This window comes from Lyngbya sp. CCAP 1446/10, assembly GCF_026130175.1.
Taxonomy (GTDB): Bacteria; Cyanobacteriota; Cyanobacteriia; order Cyanobacteriales; family Microcoleaceae; genus Microcoleus.
Genome location: NZ_JAIGNI010000040.1, coordinates 32,443 through 55,445, shown reverse-complemented (window position 1 = coordinate 55,445; position 23,003 = coordinate 32,443). Strand labels below are relative to the sequence as shown.

The 23,003-nt window shown below is 46.7% G+C and carries 21 protein-coding genes; 12 read left to right on the top strand and 9 right to left on the bottom strand.

The genetic code is table 11. The annotated features are described in order from the left end of the window. From K4039_RS17495 to K4039_RS17480, 4 genes are all read left to right on the top strand, one after another. Positions 1-677, top strand: a 677-nt coding sequence (locus tag K4039_RS17495) for a transposase (protein ID WP_265236942.1), incomplete at its 5' end; no start/stop codon positions are given. A gap of 88 nt (positions 678-765) precedes the next feature. Further along, positions 766-1,848: a DUF6745 domain-containing protein gene (locus K4039_RS17490; protein WP_265236941.1), complete on the top strand. Its 1,083-nt coding sequence runs from the start codon at positions 766-768 to the stop codon at positions 1,846-1,848. Between the two features lie 163 nt (positions 1,849-2,011). After that, on the top strand, positions 2,012-3,193 hold the full coding sequence (sat, locus tag K4039_RS17485; RefSeq protein ID WP_265236940.1) for a sulfate adenylyltransferase: 1,182 nt from the start codon (positions 2,012-2,014) through the stop codon (positions 3,191-3,193). Positions 3,194-3,404: 211 nt separating this feature from the next. Then, complete coding sequence (locus K4039_RS17480; RefSeq protein ID WP_265236939.1) at positions 3,405-5,612, top strand: caspase family protein; 2,208 nt, start codon at positions 3,405-3,407, stop codon at positions 5,610-5,612. A gap of 92 nt (positions 5,613-5,704) precedes the next feature. Here K4039_RS17480 and K4039_RS17475 read toward each other — a convergent pair whose 3' ends face one another. Together K4039_RS17475 and K4039_RS17470 are read right to left on the bottom strand one after the other, a co-directional pair. Then, entirely contained in the window at positions 5,705-6,265 is a 561-nt protein-coding gene (locus K4039_RS17475; RefSeq protein ID WP_265236938.1) for a Uma2 family endonuclease, read from the bottom strand. 279 nt (positions 6,266-6,544) lie between these two features. Next, entirely contained in the window at positions 6,545-7,846 is a 1,302-nt protein-coding gene (locus K4039_RS17470; RefSeq protein ID WP_265236948.1) for a valine--pyruvate transaminase, read from the bottom strand. 579 nt (positions 7,847-8,425) lie between these two features. On the opposite strand from K4039_RS17470, the gene K4039_RS17465 reads away from it, so the two are divergent. The 3 genes from K4039_RS17465 to K4039_RS17455 all read left to right on the top strand — a co-directional run bounded on the left by K4039_RS17465 (position 8,426) and on the right by K4039_RS17455 (position 10,704). Further along, entirely contained in the window at positions 8,426-8,968 is a 543-nt protein-coding gene (locus K4039_RS17465) for a carboxymuconolactone decarboxylase family protein (RefSeq protein WP_265236937.1), read from the top strand. Positions 8,969-8,989: 21 nt separating this feature from the next. Further along, positions 8,990-10,195 (top strand): adenylate/guanylate cyclase domain-containing protein, encoded by a 1,206-nt coding sequence (locus K4039_RS17460; protein WP_265236936.1) that lies wholly within the window; start codon positions 8,990-8,992, stop codon positions 10,193-10,195. A 365-nt stretch (positions 10,196-10,560) separates the two neighbouring features. Next, the gene (locus tag K4039_RS17455; protein WP_375339811.1) at positions 10,561-10,704 is read left to right on the top strand and encodes a Tab2/Atab2 family RNA-binding protein; all 144 of its coding nucleotides are present in this window, start codon (positions 10,561-10,563) and stop codon (positions 10,702-10,704) included. Positions 10,705-10,892: 188 nt separating this feature from the next. Here K4039_RS17455 and K4039_RS17450 read toward each other — a convergent pair whose 3' ends face one another. Both K4039_RS17450 and ggt read right to left on the bottom strand, forming a co-directional pair. After that, positions 10,893-11,759: a choice-of-anchor L family PEP-CTERM protein gene (locus K4039_RS17450; RefSeq protein ID WP_265236935.1), complete on the bottom strand. Its 867-nt coding sequence runs from the start codon at positions 11,757-11,759 to the stop codon at positions 10,893-10,895. 414 nt (positions 11,760-12,173) lie between these two features. Beyond that, the gene (gene ggt, locus K4039_RS17445; protein ID WP_265236934.1) at positions 12,174-13,904 is read right to left on the bottom strand and encodes a gamma-glutamyltransferase; all 1,731 of its coding nucleotides are present in this window, start codon (positions 13,902-13,904) and stop codon (positions 12,174-12,176) included. A gap of 307 nt (positions 13,905-14,211) precedes the next feature. On the opposite strand from ggt, the gene K4039_RS17440 reads away from it, so the two are divergent. The 3 genes from K4039_RS17440 (at position 14,212) to K4039_RS17430 (ending at position 18,218) form a co-directional block, all read left to right on the top strand. Beyond that, entirely contained in the window at positions 14,212-15,354 is a 1,143-nt protein-coding gene (locus K4039_RS17440; RefSeq protein WP_265236933.1) for a glycosyltransferase family 2 protein, read from the top strand. 652 nt (positions 15,355-16,006) lie between these two features. Beyond that, a complete protein-coding gene (locus K4039_RS17435) occupies positions 16,007-17,038 on the top strand; it encodes a glycosyltransferase family 2 protein (RefSeq protein WP_265236931.1) in 1,032 nt (343 codons plus the stop codon). A gap of 412 nt (positions 17,039-17,450) precedes the next feature. After that, on the top strand, positions 17,451-18,218 hold the full coding sequence (locus K4039_RS17430) for a DUF1350 family protein (protein ID WP_265236929.1): 768 nt from the start codon (positions 17,451-17,453) through the stop codon (positions 18,216-18,218). Between the two features lie 15 nt (positions 18,219-18,233). Here the strand turns inward: K4039_RS17430 and K4039_RS17425 are convergent, their stop codons facing one another. Next, on the bottom strand, positions 18,234-18,740 hold the full coding sequence (locus K4039_RS17425; RefSeq protein ID WP_265236927.1) for an ATP-binding protein: 507 nt from the start codon (positions 18,738-18,740) through the stop codon (positions 18,234-18,236). A gap of 521 nt (positions 18,741-19,261) precedes the next feature. Between K4039_RS17425 and K4039_RS17420 the strand changes: the two genes are divergently transcribed. Then, the gene (locus K4039_RS17420; protein ID WP_265236925.1) at positions 19,262-20,398 is read left to right on the top strand and encodes a PP2C family protein-serine/threonine phosphatase; all 1,137 of its coding nucleotides are present in this window, start codon (positions 19,262-19,264) and stop codon (positions 20,396-20,398) included. 56 nt (positions 20,399-20,454) lie between these two features. On the opposite strand, the gene K4039_RS17415 is transcribed toward K4039_RS17420, so the two are convergent. The 4 genes from K4039_RS17415 to K4039_RS17400 form a co-directional block, all read right to left on the bottom strand. Continuing rightward, on the bottom strand, positions 20,455-20,781 hold the full coding sequence (locus K4039_RS17415; RefSeq protein ID WP_265236924.1) for an STAS domain-containing protein: 327 nt from the start codon (positions 20,779-20,781) through the stop codon (positions 20,455-20,457). A 232-nt stretch (positions 20,782-21,013) separates the two neighbouring features. Then, positions 21,014-21,646, bottom strand: coding sequence for a helix-turn-helix transcriptional regulator (locus K4039_RS17410; RefSeq protein ID WP_265236922.1), 633 nt, complete (start codon positions 21,644-21,646; stop codon positions 21,014-21,016). 170 nt (positions 21,647-21,816) lie between these two features. Beyond that, complete coding sequence (dps, locus tag K4039_RS17405) at positions 21,817-22,368, bottom strand: DNA starvation/stationary phase protection protein Dps (protein WP_265236920.1); 552 nt, start codon at positions 22,366-22,368, stop codon at positions 21,817-21,819. A 57-nt stretch (positions 22,369-22,425) separates the two neighbouring features. Continuing rightward, complete coding sequence (locus tag K4039_RS17400; protein WP_265236918.1) at positions 22,426-22,686, bottom strand: sulfiredoxin; 261 nt, start codon at positions 22,684-22,686, stop codon at positions 22,426-22,428. 63 nt (positions 22,687-22,749) lie between these two features. On the opposite strand from K4039_RS17400, the gene K4039_RS17395 reads away from it, so the two are divergent. After that, positions 22,750-22,881, top strand: coding sequence for a hypothetical protein (locus tag K4039_RS17395; RefSeq protein ID WP_265236916.1), 132 nt, complete (start codon positions 22,750-22,752; stop codon positions 22,879-22,881). Positions 22,882-23,003: the final 122 nt, after the last annotated feature.

The following is a 23,003-nucleotide window of genomic DNA, read 5'->3' as shown; positions in this document are numbered from 1 at the left end:
ATGGGATGGACAACTGGATAACTTGTGTTAGCAATATTGGGACTTCATTCATCGTAGACGGAAGACATCTAAAGTCTATCAACCAAGGTTACAACAAACGAGTGGCAACCTTGATGTCTGGAAAAGATAACGGATTCTGGTCTAAAAGACTGGAACGGGTGACCGAAAACAGAAATAGAACAATGCGGGATGCGGTTAATAAAGCTGCTCGTAAGGTCATCAATTATTGTGTATCGTCCAAGATTGGTACAGTCATATTTGGATGGAACAAAAATCAGAAAAATTCGATCAACCTAGGTACAAAGACGAATCAAAAATTTGTTCAGATTCCCACGGGTAGGTTAAAAGATCGAATTGCTCAACTATGCGAACAGTACGGAATAAAATTCATAGAAACTGAAGAATCTTATACCTCAAAAACTTCGTTTATTGATGCTGACGAAATGCCTAAATTCGGTGCGAAACCCGAAGGGTGGAAAGCTTCTGGAACAAGAATTAAACGTGGATTATATCGGACAGCGAATGGGTGGCTAATTAATGCAGACTGCAATGGGTGTGCAAACATTGGTCGCAAAGTAGCAACAATACTTGGACTAGATCTAAGTGGAGTTAGTAGGGGTGATTTGTCAGCACCCGTAAGACTTAAATTATGGTCTTATGAATCCCCGTCCCTTTAGGGCTGGGGAGTTGTCAATCCTTCTCTCTTTTTAAGGAATGAAGTCCTCAGTACGAATTTAATTAATTCTTAATCGAAAATTAAATAATATGAATGTACCAACGATCGCACTTACTCCCGAACAAGCAGCGCTAACTCCCATTTATCGCGAAAAATGGCGGCAAATAGGACTGTCGATCGCACCAGTCGATCGCCCGATCGCGACAGCCGCCATCAACACCGCCTACCACATCATCGGCTTGGGCGAACCAGAAATTATTTTCTGTGACAGCCCTTACATAGCTTTGGAAGCTCTTGAACCGCTAAGGATACGCGATTCGGGTCTGGAAACTGGTAGCGAAATTCGAGACAAAATTCATAATGAATTGTATGATACATTAAGAAGTCAACTCGACCGGAAACTGGAAAACCAGATTTACAGCCAACTCTATAACCCGCTGTATGCTCAACTGATGAGTCAATTCCAAATCCATGTTAAAGACAAAGTTTTTGACAAATTAGCAAAGAAGTTGGGCAGGAGATTTCACCAATTTTTTGTCAATATAACCTATAATAATAACTGGATATTATCCGAACTTTCTGCCTGTCACGGAAGTTGGGTGGATTTTTGTATTGAGGTGTTAGAATTGGAGTGCGATCGCTCTTTGTACTCAGCCTTTAAAGGTTTAGTAGAAAACTGCGGGTGGATTTACCCGTTTGAGAAAAAGTGCTTTGTGTGCGATCGCCCGCAACGACTTAATTTTGACAGCGAATATTTGCTGCACGCCGAAGGTCAGCCAGCGATCGAATTTGCTGACAACTTCAAAGTATATTCTTATCATGGCGTGCTACTACCGGAAACCATCGGTGAAGTTCCGCTGCATTCCTGGGAATCTGCATGGCTGTTAACAGAACGTAATGCGGAAGTGCGGCGAGTGTTGATTGGGGCGATCGGCTATTCGAGAATTTGTCAAGAATTACAAGCAATAGAATTGGATACTTGGCAAGAATATACTTTATTGAAGATTGATAATGAAATTGACATAGAGCCAATATATTTGTTAAAGATGACTTGTCCGAGTACGGGACACATTCACGCTTTGCGAGTGCCGCCACAGGTGCTAACAGCTAAAGCAGCGATTAGCTGGGTAAATTGGGGAATAGAACCGGAACAATTTCAAGTGCAGACTTAATGGGAACTTTGAGAGTTTTGAGTGCGAGTTTGCAGTTTAAAGAATTTCACCCCAGCCTTCACCAGCGTTCTGCACAAGTCCAGAAAAATTAAAAAATGTAGATTTACAGCCCGCACTTGGTACTATGTACTCTGGCAGCTAAAATCAACAACTTCAAATCGACATGAGCCAGCATTCAGACCGCATTGCCCCTCACGGCGGCATCCTGGTCAACCGCATTGCTACACTAGACCAAAGACAAGAATTTTTCGACAAAGCAGAAGTTTTGCCGCGAGTCCAGCTTTCGGATCGATCGATCTCTGACCTGCAAATGATCGCAATTGGCGCCCTGAGTCCCCTCAAAGGGTTCATGGGAGAAGCTGATTATCGATCGGTAGTCAAAGAAATGCGCCTCTCCAACGGCCTCCCGTGGTCGATTCCCATCACCCTCCCAGTCAGCGAAGCAGTCGCCGACACCCTCAAAGAAGGCACAACAGTGCGCCTCGACTCCCCGGCTGGCGAATTTGCCGGCATCTTGGAGCTGACCGAAAAATACCGCTACAGTAAAGAAGAAGAAGCCCTCAACGTCTACCGCACCGACGACCTCAAACACCCAGGCGTCCAAGTAGTAGACCAATCCGGGCCCGTTAACCTCGCAGGCGAAGTTTGGCTGCTGGAACGCGAACTAGATGTCCGGTTTCCCCAATACCAAATTGACCCAGCAAAATCGAGAATGCTGTTCAAAGAAAAAGGATGGAAAACCATAGTTGGTTTCCAAACCCGAAACCCCATCCACCGGGCCCACGAATACATCCAAAAATGTGCCTTAGAAACAGTAGACGGATTATTTTTGCACCCGCTAGTCGGGACAACTAAAGATGATGATATCCCTGCTGACGTGCGGATGCGCTGCTACGAAATTCTGCTAGATAAATACTATCCAAAAGATCGCGTAATTTTGGCAATCAATCCGGCGGCGATGCGCTACGCCGGGCCCAGAGAAGCAATTTTCCACGCTTTAATTCGCAAAAACTACGGCTGCACTCACTTTATTGTCGGACGCGATCACGCTGGAGTTGGCGATTATTATGGCACCTTCGATGCACAACACATTTTTGACGAATTTGAACCAGGAGAATTGGGAATTGTGCCGATGAAATTCGAGCACGCTTTCTATTGCACGCTGACGGAACAAATGGCTACAACTAAAACAAGTCCTAGCACTCCCGAACAGCGAGTGCATTTGTCGGGAACTAAAGTGCGCGAGATGCTGCGCGCTGGAAAATTGCCGCCCCCGCAGTTTTCGAGACCCGAAGTTGCCGCCGAATTAGCGAAGGCTATGAATATTTTTAGTTACGAGATTTAAATCTTGAACTTTGGTATTGGTGGCATTTTGAATAGTTTTTAATTTTGGGTTTTGAGTTTTAAATTTGAAAGTTTAAGCTTGAGACTCAAAAGTTAAAACTTAAAAATTATCTGAATAATTAACTGTCACAATCTAATTAAATTCCCCTAAGATGATGATTAGGAGGGATTTAACTTAAAATTCAAAACATAAAATCCAAAGCTATTGAAAAATGGGACTGAAGCGGCGGGAATTTTTGCAGCAAGCTGGCCGGTTGCTGGCGGCGCTGGGAATCAGTGAAGCTGGGTGGTTGCGGTTGGGTTCAGGCTACATGGAAGCTTTAGCCCAGCCAACAGCCCGTAAATTGGCTTTGTTGGTGGGGGTTGACCAATATCCAGATTCGCCCCTGTACGGCTGTGTGACGGATGTCCAATTGCAGCGGGAATTGCTGATATATCGATTTGGGTTTGCGCCGTCGGACATTCTGACTTTGACTGACGCTCAAGCTACTAGGGAAAATATCGAGACGGCTTTTGTAACTCATTTGAGTGAACAAGCAAAACCAGGCGATGTGGTGGTTTTTCACTTTAGCGGCTGCGGTAGCCGAGTGAGTTTTGGCGACTCTCCGGGAAAAATGCAAAACAGTTTGGTGCCGGCGGATGACGTGGTGCCGCTGTTAGCAAATCGATCGGTAAACGATATTTTAGAGGAAACGCTGCTGCTGTTGGTACGATCGCTCGCGACAGAAAATGCGATCGCCATCCTCGACACCAGCTACACCTATCCGGGTTTCCCCAAAAACGGCAACTTTCGCATTCGTTCCCGTCCCCGCCCCACCATCGGGCAGCCAAGCCTCGCAGAATTAACGTTTGCCGAAGGTCTCAACTCCCGCCCAAATCTGCGTTCTCAGGCTATCGTACTTGCCGCGGCCGCTAATTCTCAAATCGCCGCCGAACAAGAGTGGAACGGATTTACGGCGGGTTTGTTTACCTACGCGCTCACCCAAACTCTGTGGTTGGCGACTCCCCCTAGCAGTTTCAGCGTCAGTTTCAGGCGGGCGGCGCGCACAGTCGAGCAAATAGCGGGATTATCGCAGCAACCGCAAATTCGCTATGACAATTTAACAACCGCGCCGGCGCTGAATTTTGCGACAAGTTTAATGTTGAATTCCGCTGCTGCTGACGGCGCTGTGACGGCGGTGGAAGATGGCGGCAAAACTGTGCAGTTGTGGCTGGGCGGGTTGTCTGCTGGGGTTTTGGAGTTCTGCGGGGGCTCGGTGTTTGCTGTGGATTCTGCTGTTAAATCGATCGAAAGCGATTCCCTACAAGATAGCTACACTCCACGACTTTTGCTGCGGGCGCGCACGGGCTTGTCTGCAAAAGCTCAAATTTTAGATAAGATCGATCCTCCAAACGAGCAATTAACAGCCGGCGATTTGGTGAGGGAAGAAATTCGAGTATTACCGCGAAACATCGGTTTGACAGTAGCTTTAGATTCTGGTTTGGAAAGAATCGAGCGGGTGGATGCTACCAGTGCTTTCGCGACTTTACCGCAAATTTCAGCCGTAGGGAGCGAGCAACCAGCAGATTTTCGATTCGGGAGAGTCCCGGAAACCATTGTCGCTCAGACTCCTGTGGCTTACGAGCCTGCTTTGTATCAAGGCCGCTACGGTTTGTTTTCTGTGGGCAAAATGCCGATTCCCGATACTCAGGGCGACGGCGGAGAAGCGGTTAAGGTGGCGGTACAGCGGTTGACTCCACAGTTGAAAGCGTTGCTGGCGGCGAAGTTGCTGCGGCTAACTGTCAATGAGACATCTTCGCAGATGAAGGTGCGGGCGGTGTTGGCAACTCTGGCGCCGCAAGCGCGGGTGATGTTGGAGCGAGAGCCGATGCGGGCGAGTGGTGATTACCGGTTGGAACCTCTAAGCAGGGAAACGGAGAAATCGACTAACTTTGGTATACCAAGTGTGGCAAGCGGCAGTCGAATTCAGTACAGATTATATAACGACAGCGATCGCCCATTTTATGCTGCGGTATTGTCGTCGGATACTGCTGGAAGGCTGTTAGCTGTGAATTATCAGGGCGAAAAAGCGGCTGGAGGGATGTCGCGGGCGATCGCCCCAGGGGATAATTTGACAGTACCGGTGGCTGGGGGTTTGGGGTTGGCGGTGTCGGGGGCTTTGGGGTTGGCGGAAACTTTGATTATAGTTAGTGAGAGTCCGTTCGATCGCACTTTGGCAGCAATAGCAGCGGAAATGCAGCAAACAAGGGATACTTTGCCGTTGGTGTTGTTGAAGCCTTTAACTGTGGCGCGGGCTGTATTGGAAGATTTGCACGCGGCTAGCATTCCGGGCGTGCAGAAAGTGGGGATATCGACGGATGATTTGGCTTTGGATGTCAAGGTTTGGGCGACTTTGAGTTTTGTTTATCGGGTGGTTTAATTTAGGAATTGGGAATTGGGAATTGGGCGAAGCGAAGCGGAGGGATTGGGCATTGGGCATTGGGGATGTTTTCTATAACCTATAATCCGAATCTATCCGAGTACGAAGTCGATATTCACTTCCCAATCGGGAAATGCTAGAGGCGAAACTTGTTGACCGCGCCAAAACTTTTGGATTAAACTATAACCGTTGGGTGTTGGTTGGCGGTAGACTTCTAAGCATTGTGCTTCTAAATCTACTAGCCAAACTTCTGCAATTTGCGATCGCGCGTAAATGGGAACTTTCACATCTCGATCGTAATCCACCGTACTATCAGATACTTCTATCAACAGCAAAACTTCTGATGGTGTAGGATGTGCCGTTGAATAGTAATCAGCACGGGGTTGTAGGAATACTACATCAGGTTGAGGTTCAGTGTGATCGGTCAACTGAACAGGATTTTGGATAGCCATAATCGCTCTTGTTGCGGGAAATTCAGCCGAGAGTCGGTTGAGGCGGTTGACACATCCGGCATGGCGAGTTCCAATGGCTGCCATTTGTACAAGTTCTCCTTCTATCAATTCTACGCGATCGCCCTGGGGAAAAATACCAGCTTTACCCATTAAATGATATTCTTCTACGGTGAGTAATCTTTTGATTAATTGCACTACCATAACTACCGTGCCTCTAATTATTTCTTAAATTGTAGTCGATCGTTTTTAGGGTGTGCACTGCGCACCGGATCTTGTAGTTGTAGGGTGCATCGCTCTGCGATAAATTCCTAACTAAATATTAACCATCAAATAGACGCACCTGGGCTATTTTAACTGGTTTAACTGGTTCCAAGGCTCTGCCTGGGAACCCATACCCAGAGGCTCTGCCTCCGCTAGGAAAAAGGAGGCAGAGCCTCCGGATCTTCGTCACCAGGCACTGTTGGTAACGAGTAGAAGAAATCAAGAATGATAAACCTTTTCTACCAATTGAGCTAAACGTTTCATCGCAGTTTCGATTTCATCATTTGTCGCAGTCAAACTAATCCGTAAACACTCATGTTTGTGCTGCCAATTTTCGCGCAAACCGGGGAAGAAAGAACTTCCTGGTACGACAATTACGCCGACTTTTTTCAATTCTTGATACATTTCCCAATCAGTCATTGGCAAATCTTTGAGCCACAACCAGGCAAAGATTGCTCCTTCGCCTCGGTGCAAGAACCACGGTAAATCCTTCGGCATTGCGTGTTCTAGAGTTGCTTCAACTACTGCAAATTTGCTTTGATAGTACGGGCGAATTACGTTGAGGGAAATATCGGCTAGTGCGCCGCTCGCAATGGCCCTAGTTGCGATCGCCTGTCCGTATCTCGGCGAGTGAATGCACATATTGGTCTGAAAAGACTCTAATGTTTTAATGATGCCTTCATCGCCGATCGCAATTCCGATTCTTTCACCGGGTAATCCGGCTTTGGACAAACTCATGCAGTGCACAATATTGCCACCGAATATCGGCGTCATTTCGGTAAAGTTCAAGGCGGGGAAGGGAGGCCCGTAGGCGGAATCGACTAACACCGGCACGTCGAAAGCGGCTGCTAAATCTGCTATTTTCTGCACTTCGTCGTTGGTGAGGACGTTTCCCGTGGGGTTGCAGGGACGGGAAAAGATGACGCAACCGGTGGTTTCATCAATGGAAAGTTGGCTGAAATCGGGGCGATATTTGAATCTGTGGGCGGCTGCATCAATATCTAGGGTGGGTTTGCAGGCGATGACTGCTTCGGGAATTAGGCTCACGCCGCCGTAACCGGTGTAGTCTGGGCTTAACGGTAGGACGATCGACTTTAGGTTGCGGATTTGAGATTTTGGATCGTTCAGGTCTGTTTGTGGTGCAGTGTAGCCACCGAAAGCGTTGGCTGCGTAGAAGTAGATTGATTGACTTCCCGGAGTAATTAGGATATTGCGATCGGTCAAATTGAGGTTATAACGTTGGTTAAAATCGGCCAATACTGCATCGATAAACGGCTGATAACCTTGGCTGGAACCGTAGCGACAAACGACTTCGCCGTATTCCGGGCCCGCCAAAAGTTCCGCAGTGCAATCGCGCCACAACTGCTCGACTTGCGGCAAAATCACCGGATTTCCGGCGCTCAAATTGATAAATTCCTGCCCGTTGCCGGCTCTGAGAGTTTCAATAATATCTTTCATAATTGCCCGAACTCCTGTGAGTTGGGACATTTGATTGCCAAATTGTGTGAGGGCAGGTTTCATGATGCGACGATGATGATAGAGGTTGACGGTTGATCTATGATAACTCCAGTCTGAGGCGTTAGCGTAGCTTGTCTGGGGTATCAGTGGTCGATCGAGCGCGAGTGCCAATTCATTAAACTCGATCGGACAGAATTTGGTTTTTTCCCCTGTGCGGGTGCAGAAGCATCAGATTCAGTGCATTGGTGGAGCTCTATCTTGCAGTGTTTTTTGCCTGAAAATCCTCGCGGCAGGCAGTATTATCCAATTCAAGAGTTTTGGTGAAATTTCGCACCGCATCAGATCAATTGCCGATAGTTGACCGCAGCCATTGGGACAATGTAAGATTAGCAATAGGGCGCGATCGCAACATAATTTTATTAGCTCCGGTCATTGCTATAATTAATTGCAGATTTAATCCAGCCTCAAAAATCAAATTTGTTCTTAGCTCATTTTCAAGATTCGCGGTTTGCTGACAGCGGTGCATTTTCTCATCAATCGGACTCAAGCCAAGATGGAGCGTAACGCCGTCTTTTCGGTAGCATTTAATAACAAATGCGTAAATCCAAAACAAAATTAACAACCGTAAAATTCAACACAACAATGACACACTTTCCACTTACAGAATACGATCAACTTACAGACCCTAAAGCCAAGGAAGTGTACGAAGAAATATTGACAGAATTGGGGTTTGGCATCGTCCCCAACCTGTTCAAGTCAATGGCAATCAACCCTGACATATTAGAAGCAAATTGGAAAAAATTCCGGGGAACAATCCTGCAAGGAGACTTACCCCGCACGCTAAAAGAAATGGTCGGCGTCGCTATTTCCCAATCAAATAATAGCGAGTACGCTCTCCAAGTTCACCTACACGGATTGTCTGCCTTGGGGATGAGCGAAGAAATCCTGCGGACGCTGGTTTCTGACTTTGCCAACTGCCCTTTGCCAAAACGCGATAAAGCCGTAATTACCTTTGGCTTGCTGGCTGCTACAAAACCCCTGGAAATGACAGAAACTCATTACCAAAACCTGCGCGATTTAGGGCTAGATGATTCCGAAATCTTTGAGATTATTGCCACAGCAGACTTGTTTAGCTTTGTCAACCGATATACCGATTCCATTGCCCTCGAAATAGATGCTTTGTAATCTATATTTTATACCCATATTATGGGCGATCGGCTAGAAGATCAAGATCGAGAACAACTTCTGTTAACAGCCCGCCGTTTGTTAGCAGAAGCTCAAGCGCTTTCCATCCGCATTTCCGCCGTCAACGAAGTTGCCACTGCCATTAACCGCACCCTCGATCTCAATCAGATTTTGCGGGTAGTAGGCAAGCAAGCTAAGTGGTTGCTCGACTTTGAACACTGTAGTGTTTGCCTGCACAGCACTAACGCTTGCACGACCTTATTTGGCAAGCATATCCCTGTAGATATTGCTGCCCTACCAGAGGGCTGCCCTATTAACAAGGCTTTCATAACACGTCAACCTCAATTAATTCAAGAAGCGGGTGCTACTGCTATTTTGTCCCCCTACGCTTCGCAAATTATCATTCCTTTGGAAAGCGAAGGTAAGGTTTTAGGAACAATTAATTTTGCCACAACCAAGCCGCGAGCTTACACTCAAGAAGATATGCGGATTGGCTATCTTTTGGCTTTGCAACTATCCTCAGCCATCCGCAATGCTGAACGCTTTAAAGAGATAAATAGGCTGTATTCCGAGCTCGATGCCGAAAAGCACAAATCTGACCAGCTACTGTTGAACGTGCTCCCGGTTGAAATTGCCGAAGAACTCAAAAATAACGGCAAAGTGGAACCAGTTTATTATGATTGCGTATCGGTTTTGTTTACTGACTTTAAAGGCTTTACTCAGTTATCTGAAAACATGACACCGCGAGAGTTAGTTGACGAACTTGACTATTGTTTTTCTTATTTCGATCGCGTCATGGATAAATACTCTATGGAAAAATTGAAAACTATTGGCGACAGCTATATGTGTGCGGCGGGAATTCCTAAGTATAGACCAACACACGCCTTTGACGCTGTACTTGCTGCCCTAGAAATTCAACAGTTCATGGATCTGCGAAAAGTGCAGAAAGCTCAACAAAAAATTCCTTATTGGGATATCCGCATTGGCATTCATTCAGGCCCAATACTTGCTGGGGTAATTGGCAATAAGAAGTTTGCCTATGATGTCTGGGGAGATACAGTTAATACTGCATCTCGGATGGAATCTTCCGGCGTACCTGGAAGTATCAATATCTCTCACGCAACGTTTGAATTAGTTAAAGATTTTTGTGAATGCGAATACCGAGGAAAAATTCCTGCTAAAAATAAGGGTGAATTGGATATGTATTTGGTTCGTAATCTTAAATAATAAAGTCTTGGAGGCATCAAAACCAAAGAAACCGGGTTTTTTACCTAATCTGTAGGCTACAGCGCGTCTTTTCGTAAAAAACCCGGTTTCTAGCCACTCGTGCGTCCAGGACTATAATATCAATTATGAAAATTAGTGCTACAAACCTCTTGCAAAAATAGCTAGGAACAGGCAAGATGCTCGTTCCCCAAAAAAAATATTTTTGTGGAACGGGCCGGAGAGCCCGTTCCAAAATTTGATTAAAACGACTTTTGCAAGATATCTAATATAGAAATCCGATGCCACTCAGGAGATCGGTATCGTATCGCAGTATCCCCAGACTATATTAAAATGATCGAGTTGTAGATTTTAATTTTTAATTATTTATGCGTATTTGGCAAGCCGATTTCTACCGCCGCCCTCTCCGAGACGAAATCAGCAAACCATTGTGGGAACTTCTCATCTGCGACGCAACACAAAGTTTTAAATTTAGCGCTTTTTGCCGCCAGTCGGAAGCAAACTCTAATTAGCTAGCCGCCCAATTCCAGCAAGCTCAAACTCATAAATTGCCCGACATATAGCAGTTCTCAAGCGTGGTGAGGATAGCCATATCCCATATCCCATATCCCATATCCCATATCCCGGATAATACCTCATCTTTCTGAGAAAGGCTATATCCCGTACATTGCTCGTTGGCCGAACTTCCTTCCGTTATTAATTACTTCCGGGCGCGCAACTTTCGCCCAGCAGCCAGCATAGCGCCTCCCGCGATCAAACCCCCGACAGTCAGCGGCTCTGGAACCGCCTCAGCTTTTATCGTTCCCAAAGAACCGCCTTTAATAAATACAGCCGAATCAAAATTACCATCTCCCACATCTTTAATGCGGATGCTGAGAACATTCGTCTGATTTTGCTTGAGCAAACCCTCAAAACCTAAAACTTTAGTAAAACCGTCCAGCTTAATGATGTTAGCAGCAATGCCTGTCAAACTTGGGTTGTTAATATAGTCCGAGTTATCTGTAGAGCGATTATTTGGATCGGGAACAAGATTATTAATTGTAACTATTTTCCCGTCACTCAATTTTGCCAAATTATGACCATTCAGTAACAGTTGAAAATCGTCATTAAATTCAGAACCGCCGAACTCAGGAAACTCCTCAGAACCAAATACATACTCAAAGAACAACTTTTCAGCAGTATCGTCAGCAAAAAAGCTGAGGTCTAGCTGAGTTGAATCGCCAGCTTCGCCCTTTGGCCCAAAGTCAGTATTTAAATCACTGCCGTTGGTCATGAGATTATCTTTTTGATTCTGACCGGGTATATCGATGACTTTGCCAGTGCTGAGAACAACGCCTGACTGCAACCCAAAAGGGTCATTAGTAAAAGTACCAAAAGCAGCCTGATTCCCAGTAATTGAAACAGAGAAATTGCTCAATCCAACTGTGTTTTTTCCCAACAAATTATTTTTTAAAGTCTCAGTGTTATTAGTTGCTCCTACCGAAAATGCCATTGCTGGCGCTGCCAACAAGCTGAGAGCAGTAGTCAATGTAGCAGTTAAGGCAGCAATTTTGTGAGAACTTATCATAATTTTTTTGTTTGAAAAACAAAGCTGATTTAATGCACAAGTTCATTTTCACATTAAATAAGCATTAATGTCTAGTGCCTTTACAATGACTTTATATATAAGTAAATTTACGGCTTTGATGGTTAATTGTTCTGGTAATTATTAGCAGTTAGTCAATCAATAAACCTCAGCGTAAAAAGACAAATACCGAAATACACGTAGACAGACTAATAATTTCAAGACTTACGCACTAGATACTCAAAAAACCTGGTTTTTATACGGTTGGCGATCGCCCTTGACAAAAGATTTTGCCGAAAAACCCCGGTTTCTGCGTAAGTCCGCAATTTATATCAAGTGGGGTCGATCGACCCCACTTGATGTCACAACAACTCATGACTGATGACAAGGTTCGCTCTTGGGGGACAGCACTAATGACTAAAACCCCCTTACTTCTCCTTCCCCGCGCCGATCGGCAGATCCTTCCAACCAACCATCACCAGTCAGGACGATCGCATTAGCATTTCCCCAGCCATCACGTTCGACAATCTGGTGTCCCCGCCTACGCAACTCCTCAAGCGTCGCAGCATCAAAACCTCCCCGTTCCACCATCAGGCGATCGGGCTGCCATTGGTGGTGAATTCTCGGTGCAGACACAGCATCGCCCACATTCATGTCATAAACCAACACGTTCAGTACAATTTGCAACACCGTAGTAATAATCGTACTGCCTCCGGGAGCCCCCGCAGCGAGGCGAAATTTGCCATTTTCTGTCACGATGACCGGCGTCATGCTGGATAAAGGAGTCTTCCCAGGGGCGATCGAATTTGCCTCACCGCCCACCAAACCAGAAGACAAATTCGGCACACCCGCAGCAGCGGCAAAATCGTCCATCTCGTTGTTGAGCAAAATTCCCGTACCCGTGGCCACGACTCCAGCCCCAAAACCGCCATTTACCGTAAACGTTAAGCTTACTACATTGCGCTCTTTGTCAACTACCGTCAGGTGGGTAGTTTCCGGCGACTCGTGCACAAAGCGGCTTAAAGTTTCAGCGTCAACAGCTTTTACCTGGCGCGAAGGTTTGGCTTTTGACATCTGGATTTGCGATCGGCGAAGTTTGCCATAATTCTTGCTAGTCAGAGCTTTGACAGGTACGCTGACAAAATCTGGATCGCCCAAATATTCGGCCCTGTCAGCGTAAGCAATTCTCATCGATTCCGCCAACAAGTGTAGCGTATCTGGACTTTGCCTCCCCAACCTTTTAAGATCGGCATCGCCCAGAATATTGAGGATTTGCAATAAATGAACGCCGCCGGAAGAAGGAGGCGACATCGCGCAAATTTCGTAAGTCCGAAAGTTTCCACAAACCGGATTTCGCCAAATCGGCGTATAGTTTTTCAGGTCTTCGAGAGTAATAATACCACCATTTTTGGCCATGTCGGAGGCGATCGCCCGCGCAATATCCCCGGTATAAAAACTCTGCGGATTTTGAGAAATCTTGCGTAATGTCTGCGCCAAATCCCGCTGCACCAAAAGCTCCCCCGGCTTGTATAAAACGCCGCCGCGAGTAAAAACCTCCCGCGCTGCCCGATTTTTTTCGATCGCATCCTTTCGTTGCAGGGTAGCCTTGCTGAAGCGCGAACTTACCGGAAAGCCCTTTTGGGCAAGGGCGATCGCCGGAGCCACCACCTGCGCCCAAGGCAACTTACCGTACTCGCGGTGCACCGTATAAAGCCCCGCCACAGTCCCCGGAATGCCCGCCGCCAAATGCCCATCCCGACTTGCCCTTGGGCGCACCTTGCCTTGCTTGTCCAGGTACATATCGCGCGTGGCTCGTTTGGGCGATCGTTCCCGGAAATCCAGCGCTTGCACAGTCCCCGTTTCTGCCCGCCGCAGCAGCAAAAAACCTCCGCCACCAATACCCGCCGAAAAAGGCTCCACCACCGAAATCGCCAAAGCCGTAGCAGCAGCCGCATCCACCGCATTGCCTCCCTGTTGCAACACGCTCAGCCCCGCAGCGCTCGCCAGCGGGTGAGCCGAAACTGCCATAGCCTCTTTGCTGCGCTGCTGCTGCAACTTTGGCTGTAGCTGCTGCTGGCAGCCACCTAACAGTATTACTGTTAGAAAAAAAGTATAAATTCGCACTGTACAGATCAACTTTGAAAACATTTTCCCTCCGATCGACGAGTTATCATTACAGTAACAATTAAATAGCATCATCCTCAAGACATAGATTTTATTTCAACTATGATCAGAATCATTAACAGCCACAAGTTTACTATTCAAATAATTCCGATATTTTAGTTAAATACACTACACTTTCAGTCCCATTATCGTAAATTTAAATCAATATAGCTAAAACTGTTGCAGGCGAGCGGGAAGAGTGCTACTATGGCGAGATGAATTATTAAATTTTTGTTGATCAGCATCTATTAAAGCAAAAAATCATCTCAAATAAACATCTCCATCAACTTTTATGAATGCAGATAACATCGGCGTATTCATCCCCGGATTTGAGCCCAAAAACATCGCGAACAGAGATGTCGCAGGTGCGATCGAGAAAAAGTCAAACACAGAAAAAGCCACAACTGTTTCGCCGACATTTCCCGGCGCCGGCACCGCCTTAGAAGCAGCGCCTGGAACAAACACAAGTTTTCATCCAGAAAAAGTCAGCATCATCATGCCGGCATTCAATGCCGAAAACACAATTGGCGAGGCGATCGCCTCCGCACTCAACGGTACTCACCGGAATCTAGAAATCTTAGTAATTGACGACGGTTCAACCGACGGCACAGAAAACACCGTCACCGACATGGCGCGGCAAGACGAGCGAATTAAGTATCACAAAAACCCGAAAAACTTAGGAGCTTACAAATCCCGGAATGTAATGCTCTCAGCAGCAACCGGACAATTTATCGCATTTTTAGACAGCGACGACACCTGGGAACCAAACAAACTAGAAGAATGTTTGAAGCTCCTAAAACAGCACCCAGAAGTTAAATCAGTCGGTCACGCCCTCCGCTATCTAGACAAGCGCGGCAACAAAGTCGGCTACATCCCCACATATCCTATAACTACAGAAGAATTGCAGAACGTTCAAGAAAATGGCGCGCTTCCCTGGGTTTTTCCCACAGCTTTAGTAGTAGAACGAGAAGCTATCCTAGAAATCGGAGGATTTTTAGACTGGAAAGTAGCCGCAGATACCGAGTTCATGGCCAGATTAGCTCAAAAGCACGGGATGCTAGGCACAAAAATGCCCTTAGGAAACTACCGAGTTTTGGGCAACTCTTTAACCGATAAATATTGGTTGGACAAGCGTCTAGCCATAGAATGCGTTAAAGAAAACCAGCAGCGCAGAATTCGCGGTGAATCAGAGTTAACATTGACCGAATACCGAGAAATCTTTTTCCAAAATCTGTCGCCCTTGAAAAAACTCAATAAGTTAAGAGAGATTGTGGCAACTCGCTTCATGAGAAAAGCCGGAGAAAGCTGGTTAAATCGGGAAATTTTGCCTACTCTGATTTACGGAATTGCCACAACAGCGCTGAACCCTCAAGCCACTATACACAAAATTCAGTGGATGAAATATCAGAAGCGATTAAATCAAGAATTTCACTAATTAGCTGTTTGCCTGCTGCACATAGCAGGCCGGACACTGCTGCTTTCTTGCAGTTGTTGAACAGTATTATAAAACATTGAGGCTTCCCTTTTTTCTTTAACGAGTTGGCTGCCACTAACCGTTCCAGAGCAGAAAGGGAGCCTTTCTACAAAAGAATTTAAAGTAACACTGTAAAAATTGCTTCCTTGCAAAATTCCTATATAATATTTCGATCGCCCTCGCTACAGCCCCAACGGCTCCAACAGACGGCTCTCCGGCCCAGAAACCAAGCGCAATATTGGCCGCGATCCCCTCCTGAAATTTGTCCCCTAGTCGATCGCACTTAGATCTGAAGCCTGTTATATTAGCTGTACGTAGGCAATCCGGGTGCAACTTTTAAAAGGTTCCAGTCCCCCTTACCTGGTGCGGGAGCTGGAAGCCGAAAGACTTACCACCTTTTTAATTGAGCACTAAACAGGTGTCTAACTCACGAGTTAACAGCTCAAACCCGATCGAGCTTTCATCGCGCTCGATCGCAGTCTGTGCGTTTCACAGCCAACAATTTTCAGTTTCAGCGCAAAATCCTTACTTTCTCCGTATTCCAATTCAGGGATCATATGTGGCGAAGACTATACTTCGGCGAACAACTAACAAACCACAACTAATTAAAGTTATGAACAGCCCAAAAGTCAGTGTAATCATTCCTGCATTCAATGCAGCCGAAACTCTGGCCGAGGCCGTTGCCTCCGTAGTTAATGGCAGCCACAAGCATCTAGAAATTTTAATTGTTGATGACTGCTCGACGGACGATACTAGCAATGTTGGTGCTAGGCTAGCCAAGCAAGATTCGAGAATTAAGTTCTATAGAAATCCCCAAAATTATGGCGTTTCCAAGTCTAGAAATTTAATGATCAAGCGGGCCACTGGCAAGTATGTAGCGTTTCTAGACAGCGACGATACCTGGGAACCCAACAAGCTAGAAGTTTGTTTGAAGATGCTCGCAGACAATCCCGAAGTCAAAACAGTTGCTCATGCCTTGCGGTATTTAGACAAGCGCGGCAACAAGTTGAGTTACGTTCCTACCTATCCTACAACTAAAGCAGAAATGCAGGCGATTAAGGAGACAGGCGAAAGTCCTTGGGTTTTCCCGTCTTCTGTGGTAGTCGATCGCTCCATTCTTCTCAAAGAAGGCGGGTTTGCAGAAGATTGGGAGGTAGGAGAAGATACAGAGTTATTTACCAAACTTGCTCAAAAGCACGGCTTGCTAGCGGCGACAGCACCTTTGGGAAATTATCGAATTAGAGGAAACTCTCTCACAGATAAGCACTGGCTGAAAAAGCGCATAGCTTCTGAGTGTGTCAAGGAAAATCAACTGCGACGCTTGCGGGGAGAAAAAGAGTTATCGCTCAATGAGTACGAACAGTTATGCTTTAACAGTTTGCCCCTTTTGCCAAGGCTCAACAAATTCCGAGAAATTTTGGCACTGCACTACATGAGAAAGCTGGGACAAAGTTGGTTAAATCGGGAGGTTTTGCCTACTATTGTTTACGGCGTCGCTACCACAGTGCTTAATCCTCAAGCTACTGTGCACAAGTGGAAATGGATGAAGACTCACGAAAAGTTGAGTCATCAAACCGCAGAAGGTATCAGTCATTCGGCAGAATTAAATCGCCAGCGATCGTCTGAAATCGAGCGGTTCTCCTAAAGAATATTGTATTTGTATTATGACTTACGCATGGGGGCCGAGAAACCGGGTTTTTTACCTAATCTGCTGGCTCGAACGAAGTATTTTTCGTAAAAAACCCGGTTTCTGAGCGTCGGAGTGCGATCGCGAACTGAAAAATCCTTGACAATGGCGATCGGATGTCAGCCTTGAGTTACTCGCCCGTCACCTTCAACCCTCTAAAGCCTGCCAATAGCAGCGATCGCCCGCCGTGCTATTTGCGACCAAAACAGTTACACTAAATAAGCTGTAAGTAAAAAGCACAGTTTTTTGAATGAAAAAATGGGTAGCAAACCCCTTTTTTAGGCAGAAAATAAAAGCAAAAATTTAGAAAAGTTTTTGCCTTCTACCTTCAGAGAACGATCGCCTTTTTACTTAGAATTAGATTGAATTTATGGACTGGCAAGAAATTTCTGGCAACTGGGTATTAATTCCCTCTAAACCGATCGCGATCGTACACTTTCTCGGCGGTGCATTTGTGGCTAGCGCACCGCAACTAACCTATCGCTGGCTGTTAGAGGCTTTGGGGAATCAAGGATATGTGGTAGTCGCAACACCGTTTGTGAATACTTTGGATCATATTGCGATCGCCCGCGATGTCCTCAACAAATTTGAAAATGCCCTGGATAGGTTGCATACCACTAAATTGCTCAAATCTTCGTATCTTCCAGTTTACGGCATGGGGCACAGCATGGGATGCAAACTGCACTTGCTGATCGGTTCGGTGTTTGATGTAGAAAGGGCAGGCAATATTCTGATCTCTTTCAACAATTATGCGGCATCCGAAGCAATCCCGATGGCCGAGCAAATTTCCCCCGTCTTTAAAGTAGAATTTACGCCTTCCCCGCAAGACACCAATCGCCTAGTGCAAGATAGCTATCAAATCCGGCGCAATCTTTTAGTCAAATTTAATGGCGACAACATCGACCAAACCCTGCTGTTGACAAATCTGCTCAAACCTAGATTTCCCGACATGATTACAGTTCAAACCCTGACGGGGAACCATCAAACGCCATTAGGTCAAGATGTTAGCTGGCCTGTGGGTCAAATTTTTACACCCTTCGACGCTCTTGGCCAATGGGTAAAACAAGAAGTGTATCGAGAATTAAATCAATTAAAACGGACAATTCTACTGTGGCTAAATCCTCTGTCGCGCGTTTAAAAACCGATCGGCCGATTAGCCCAAAAGTTCGTCCGGCAATTGCACAATATCATCTTCGTCGCCCATCTCGGAGATAGGAGTATAGTTTTTGACGATCAACAGACAGTTACGGTCATCAGCCGTTCTCGTATAACTAAGACTGTCTGCGATGTCTTTCATCAACTTGAGCCCCCGCCCGCCCGAAGCTTCAGGATCGATTTCTGACATATCTCTAATTTTTTGGTCTAAATTAAAGATTGGGCCCGAATCCCAAATTTTAATCTCTACAGATTCAGTACACACCGTCACCTCAATATCAACCGGCAAATTCGGCTGTTTGCCCTGGTGGGCGTGGCGCACCGCATTGGTAAAGCCCTCAGCCAAAGCCAACTGACAGCGTATCCACACGCTGGTGGGAATTGCCCGATCGTACAATTGTGCAAACCACGACAAAACTGGGTCTAAAGCACTCAGACCAGTATTGATTTGAAGATCCGCTTTCTTTAGGACTTGCAACTTTTGGGAACCTTTTAATTCAATCACGCTCTGCCACTGAAATTATAGTTTTATAAAATAGAGGCAAATATTTTATTGCCTGTACTTTACGTTTTTAACTTTTTTGCCAAAAGCCGGGCCAACATCACCCATCGGAGTTATTCACAGGCAGCGTCATTTTCCACATTCTCGATCGGCTGCGGGCAATGTCAAACCGGGCAAAATTGAATGGGAGTTTTATAAGACTAGCTTTTGCGACCAGCAAAGTAAACGTCAAATCCACTAATCAGCTATTTATGATACCAGAAGTCCCGCCCAGATGTCAATTCGGCCCTGCTGCCCAAAAAAGTCCATCAAAGTTTATATTCTGAGTATAAACTGGGGGTGAAGTTCGATCGCGACCAAATTTCCATCAAATTTCAACGTAAATAGAACTCAATGGCTGGCAGGAAAAAGTATTTACCTGAAAAGCGATGTCAATAAACTATACTCTATCTCAGACAAGCGCGCTGATAAGATATATTTTTAATGACCCCCAGACCTTGAAAGACTTGTAGTACCTGAGTGCCATGTTTCAAATTCTGGTTATTGACGATGATACGGCTGTTCAAGAACTGCTGAGAAGAACCCTGAAAAAACAGGGTTACGAAGTGACAGTAGCAAGTAATGGCGAAGACGGTGTAGCCCAGGCGCAAAAATTGCGTCCGGCCCTGATAATTTGCGATTGGATCATGCCACGCTTGACGGGCATAGATGTTTGCCGTCGAGTTAAGGCAGATCCAGATCTGTCAACTACACAATTCTTTTTGTTGACTTCTTTGGGTTCGATCGCCGATCGAGTCAAAGGGCTCGACGCCGGTGCCGACGATTTTATCTCAAAGCCGATCGAGCTCAACGAATTGCAGGCGAGAGTACGCGCGGGATTGCGGCTGCACCAACTCAGCCGAGATTTAAAAATTGCCAAGCAAAATCTGGAAGCAGAATTAGCCGAGGCGGCGGAGTACGTGCAATCGCTGCTGCCAGATCCGATGACGGAACCTTTCAGCATCGAGGCAAAATTCATTCCCTCCCGGCAGTTAGGGGGAGATTGCTTCGACTACAACTGGCTGGATGCCGATTATTTGGCGATTTACTTGCTCGACGTAGCCGGTCACGGTTTGCGGGCGGCGCTGCCTTCTGTGGCCGTGCTGAATTTGCTGCGATCGCGCACGCTCCCCAACATAGACTACTACAAACCCAGCGACGTTTTGCGGGCCCTCAACACCACCTTCCAGATGAGCTACCAAAATGACAAATATTTCACCATCTGGTATGGCGTTTACAACCGCATTACTCGCCAGCTAACTTACGCCAGCGCCGGCCATCCCCCGGCCGTGTTGATTTCCCAGTCTCCTGCGAGCACGGCTAAAATCCAGCGATTAAAAACCCCCGGAATGCCAGTCGGGATGTTCCCCGACGCCCCCTATGTCGATAATTGCTGCGATGTCGAGGATTTGAGCACTCTCTACATCTTTAGCGACGGGGTATACGAGATCCACCAACCTGACGGCAATATCTGGGGGCTTGACCCTTTCATCGACCTGCTAGCAGCTTACAACGGTGCAAGTGCCGACCAGTTAGAACTGGTTTTGAACTACATTCTAAAGTTGAACGCTAAAGCAGTTTTTGATGATGATTGGTCTTTACTCAAGGTGAACTTTGGCTAGCTGACCTCTTGCAGCACATCTGCGACCAAATAGCAAGAAGGCAGCAGCCAAAAAAGTTAACTGGTAGAGAGAATTTTGCTATTAAAAGCATCGCGGGTCACAAATATCTCGAAAACTCGATCCATGCTGGTGAGTTCAAATAAGATGCGGATTTGCTCGTTGATAGAACAGACGACTAATTGACTCCCAGCGGCCCGGACTGTTTTGAGCGCCAAGACTAAAGCGCCCAAACCAGAACTATCCATAAATGTCACATCAGTGAAGTCTATCAATACCACATCGGCTCCCGCTTCCACTAGGTCGCTAATCTCTTGGCGGAATTGACTTGCCTTGGTGCCGTCTAAAATGCCAGAGGGCTGAATAATTTTAACTACAGGACTCATATTTTGCGGTGTTAATGTCAGAATTTCTAGCCAGACTAGGGCTAGTATAGCTGCGAGACGGACTCCGATCCAAATAAGAGAAAGGGAAAGTCCCAGAGCGGGAGAATATTTTTGAGTGCAAGAGATGGTGATCGTCGCGGATCGGAACGCTGATCAGACTCGCAGCGCTTCGCCGGGAGTGAATGTTGAGAGGGGGACAATCTTTGTTCTGCCGAATACCTTCTGCTATTAATCAAACTGGGCTAACTTTGGCGCGGTAGAGGAGTTTGTCGCCTTGTGTGTAGCCTGTGTAGCGGACTTTGACGGGTTCTCCGGGCTGGGCTGTTCCTTCGAGGAGTTGATGTTGTTGCCAGTTGTAGGGAATTTCGGCTCCGACTGGGGCGATCGACTCTATGCCCCAATGCTGCAATAACTGCTCGACGGGGCGCAGCAACGGCAGCAGTTTCTGGGCTGGCAAATGGTGATTTTCCTGAGCTTTGCTGGCAGCCGTCGGCCACTGCAACATCCAAGATTCTAAAATTTGCACGCTAGCAAGTTGGAATTCCTGCATCAAAGACGATCGCTGTTGTGCGATCGAAGCTTGGAGGCGCTGATATTCTTGTTCTAGGGCTGTCGGTGCGGGCGGTTCTAACTCTACATAGTCTGGGGCCAAGGTTGCGAGCAGTTCGGTTAAGGAAATTTGCAAAGCTTGACTAATTTTGAGCAGGATGTCGGCTCGGGTTTTCAAAGCTAAGCCGCGCCGCAGACGGCTGAGCTGAATTTCGGGAACTCCTGCTTTTTGGCTGAGTTCTCGATCGCTCGAAATCCCGGCTTGTTGCATCAGGCGTTGCAGTTGAGGAGCATAATCAGGAATATTAGCTGCCACGAAAATTCATCCAAATTAATAAATGGACATATTCTCGATCGTAAACTGTCGGGAGCCTTAAGGAAATACATCTTTGGGGCGGGCTTTTCGGCCCGCCCCATCAGAGTTTTTGTGGCACAGGCATCTTGCCTGTGGCGGGCTAGAAGCCAACCCCACAAGAGTTTTTGTGGCTATTTTACGGCAACTTGTTCGCGGACGGCTGCGGTTGCAGTTGTGGCAGAACCTTGCAAATGCGCTTCTAGGAACCACAAACGCTTGTCAATTGTCCGCGAAATTTCCGTGTACAAGTCGGCGGTATCAGCATCGCCGAGTTCGCCTGCTTTGTCGATCGCGACTCGCAGGTGTTTGGCATAGGGTGCGTAGCGATCGGCCAAAGCAGTGACGTATTCCTTGCCGTCTAGGATGTCGAAAGGAAATTCTGGCAGGATCGAATCTGCGGCGGCTGTGCGGGCTGTTCCGACAGCCAAAGCGCCCAAAGCTGTGATCCGTTCGGCAACGGTATCAACGTATTCTTCGAGTTCCCCCGCCATTTCGTCAAATAACAAGTGCAACTGGTAGAAATCCATGCCTTTGACGTTCCAGTGAGCTTGCTTGACTTGAGTTTTTAAGTCTAGAGTCGTGGCCAGCGTGGCGTTGAGCAGCCCGACTACTTGAGTGCGGGTGGCGACTGGCATATCGATGCGGGTCGGGTACAGATGTTGTTTGTGGTTGTTGGTAGTCATAGGTTTTTAGGTTGTGAGTGGTGATTGTCGATCGAATATTTGCCTGTGATGAATTGCTCAAGCTAGGTGCATCTGCAACACAGAACGGGGAGCTCGGCGGATTTTACACGGGATAGTTTCTAAACCGAGACGCTGGCAAGCTTCGTAGCGGTGGCAGCCGGAAAATCCGTAATACTTGCCATCTACTTCTAGCACGTCGATGGGTTCGTTTAAACCTACCTCGCGGATGGATTCCATGAGGGCGGCTACTTTGGTTTGGTCGTTGACTCGCGGCAAGGGGCGGCGAATCTGGTTGAGGGGAATTTCTTCGATCCTCATGGCGGCTTTCTTTTTTGCTTATAGTTAAATCATACTCGTAATGACTTCGACTTGATACAAAAAATGTCAGGAAATTTTGAGATTGGGAGAACGGGGGCGTGCGATCGCCCGTTTGCAGTAGTGTCGGGGGATAGAGGGCGATCGGCTTTGGGTGGGAAAATCAGCATTAAAAATTCCTTCCCATCACCTGGGTAGCTCAATTCATTGTCCGTGTCTTGACGTTTGAATGCCCTAAAGTTATAATTTTATTAGGCAAAGCCTAGGGGTAGTCGTTATGACTGCCGCATCATAACCGCTGAAGAGGCGGTTTTGCTGTT

Bases quoted from the DNA above. Each gene is read 5' to 3' on its own strand.
- K4039_RS17475 (WP_265236938.1), bottom strand. From the start codon at position 6,265: ATGGTAGTGCAATTAATCAAAAGATTACTCACCGTAGAAGAATATCAT.
- K4039_RS17440 (WP_265236933.1), top strand. From the start codon at position 14,212: ATGAATGCAGATAACATCGGCGTATTCATCCCCGGATTTGAGCCCAAA.
- K4039_RS17465 (WP_265236937.1), top strand. From the start codon at position 8,426: ATGACACACTTTCCACTTACAGAATACGATCAACTTACAGACCCTAAA.
- K4039_RS17470 (WP_265236948.1), bottom strand. From the start codon at position 7,846: ATGAAACCTGCCCTCACACAATTTGGCAATCAAATGTCCCAACTCACA.
- K4039_RS17455 (WP_375339811.1), top strand. From the start codon at position 10,561: ATGCGTATTTGGCAAGCCGATTTCTACCGCCGCCCTCTCCGAGACGAA.
- ggt (WP_265236934.1), bottom strand. From the start codon at position 13,904: ATGTTTTCAAAGTTGATCTGTACAGTGCGAATTTATACTTTTTTTCTA.
- sat (WP_265236940.1), top strand. From the start codon at position 2,012: ATGAGCCAGCATTCAGACCGCATTGCCCCTCACGGCGGCATCCTGGTC.
- K4039_RS17415 (WP_265236924.1), bottom strand. From the start codon at position 20,781: ATGAGTCCTGTAGTTAAAATTATTCAGCCCTCTGGCATTTTAGACGGC.
- K4039_RS17480 (WP_265236939.1), top strand. From the start codon at position 3,405: ATGGGACTGAAGCGGCGGGAATTTTTGCAGCAAGCTGGCCGGTTGCTG.
- K4039_RS17395 (WP_265236916.1), top strand. From the start codon at position 22,750: ATGTCAGGAAATTTTGAGATTGGGAGAACGGGGGCGTGCGATCGCCCG.
- dps (WP_265236920.1), bottom strand. From the start codon at position 22,368: ATGACTACCAACAACCACAAACAACATCTGTACCCGACCCGCATCGAT.
- K4039_RS17430 (WP_265236929.1), top strand. From the start codon at position 17,451: ATGGACTGGCAAGAAATTTCTGGCAACTGGGTATTAATTCCCTCTAAA.
- K4039_RS17420 (WP_265236925.1), top strand. From the start codon at position 19,262: ATGTTTCAAATTCTGGTTATTGACGATGATACGGCTGTTCAAGAACTG.
- K4039_RS17435 (WP_265236931.1), top strand. From the start codon at position 16,007: ATGAACAGCCCAAAAGTCAGTGTAATCATTCCTGCATTCAATGCAGCC.
- K4039_RS17400 (WP_265236918.1), bottom strand. From the start codon at position 22,686: ATGAGGATCGAAGAAATTCCCCTCAACCAGATTCGCCGCCCCTTGCCG.
- K4039_RS17490 (WP_265236941.1), top strand. From the start codon at position 766: ATGAATGTACCAACGATCGCACTTACTCCCGAACAAGCAGCGCTAACT.
- K4039_RS17450 (WP_265236935.1), bottom strand. From the start codon at position 11,759: ATGATAAGTTCTCACAAAATTGCTGCCTTAACTGCTACATTGACTACT.
- K4039_RS17460 (WP_265236936.1), top strand. From the start codon at position 8,990: ATGGGCGATCGGCTAGAAGATCAAGATCGAGAACAACTTCTGTTAACA.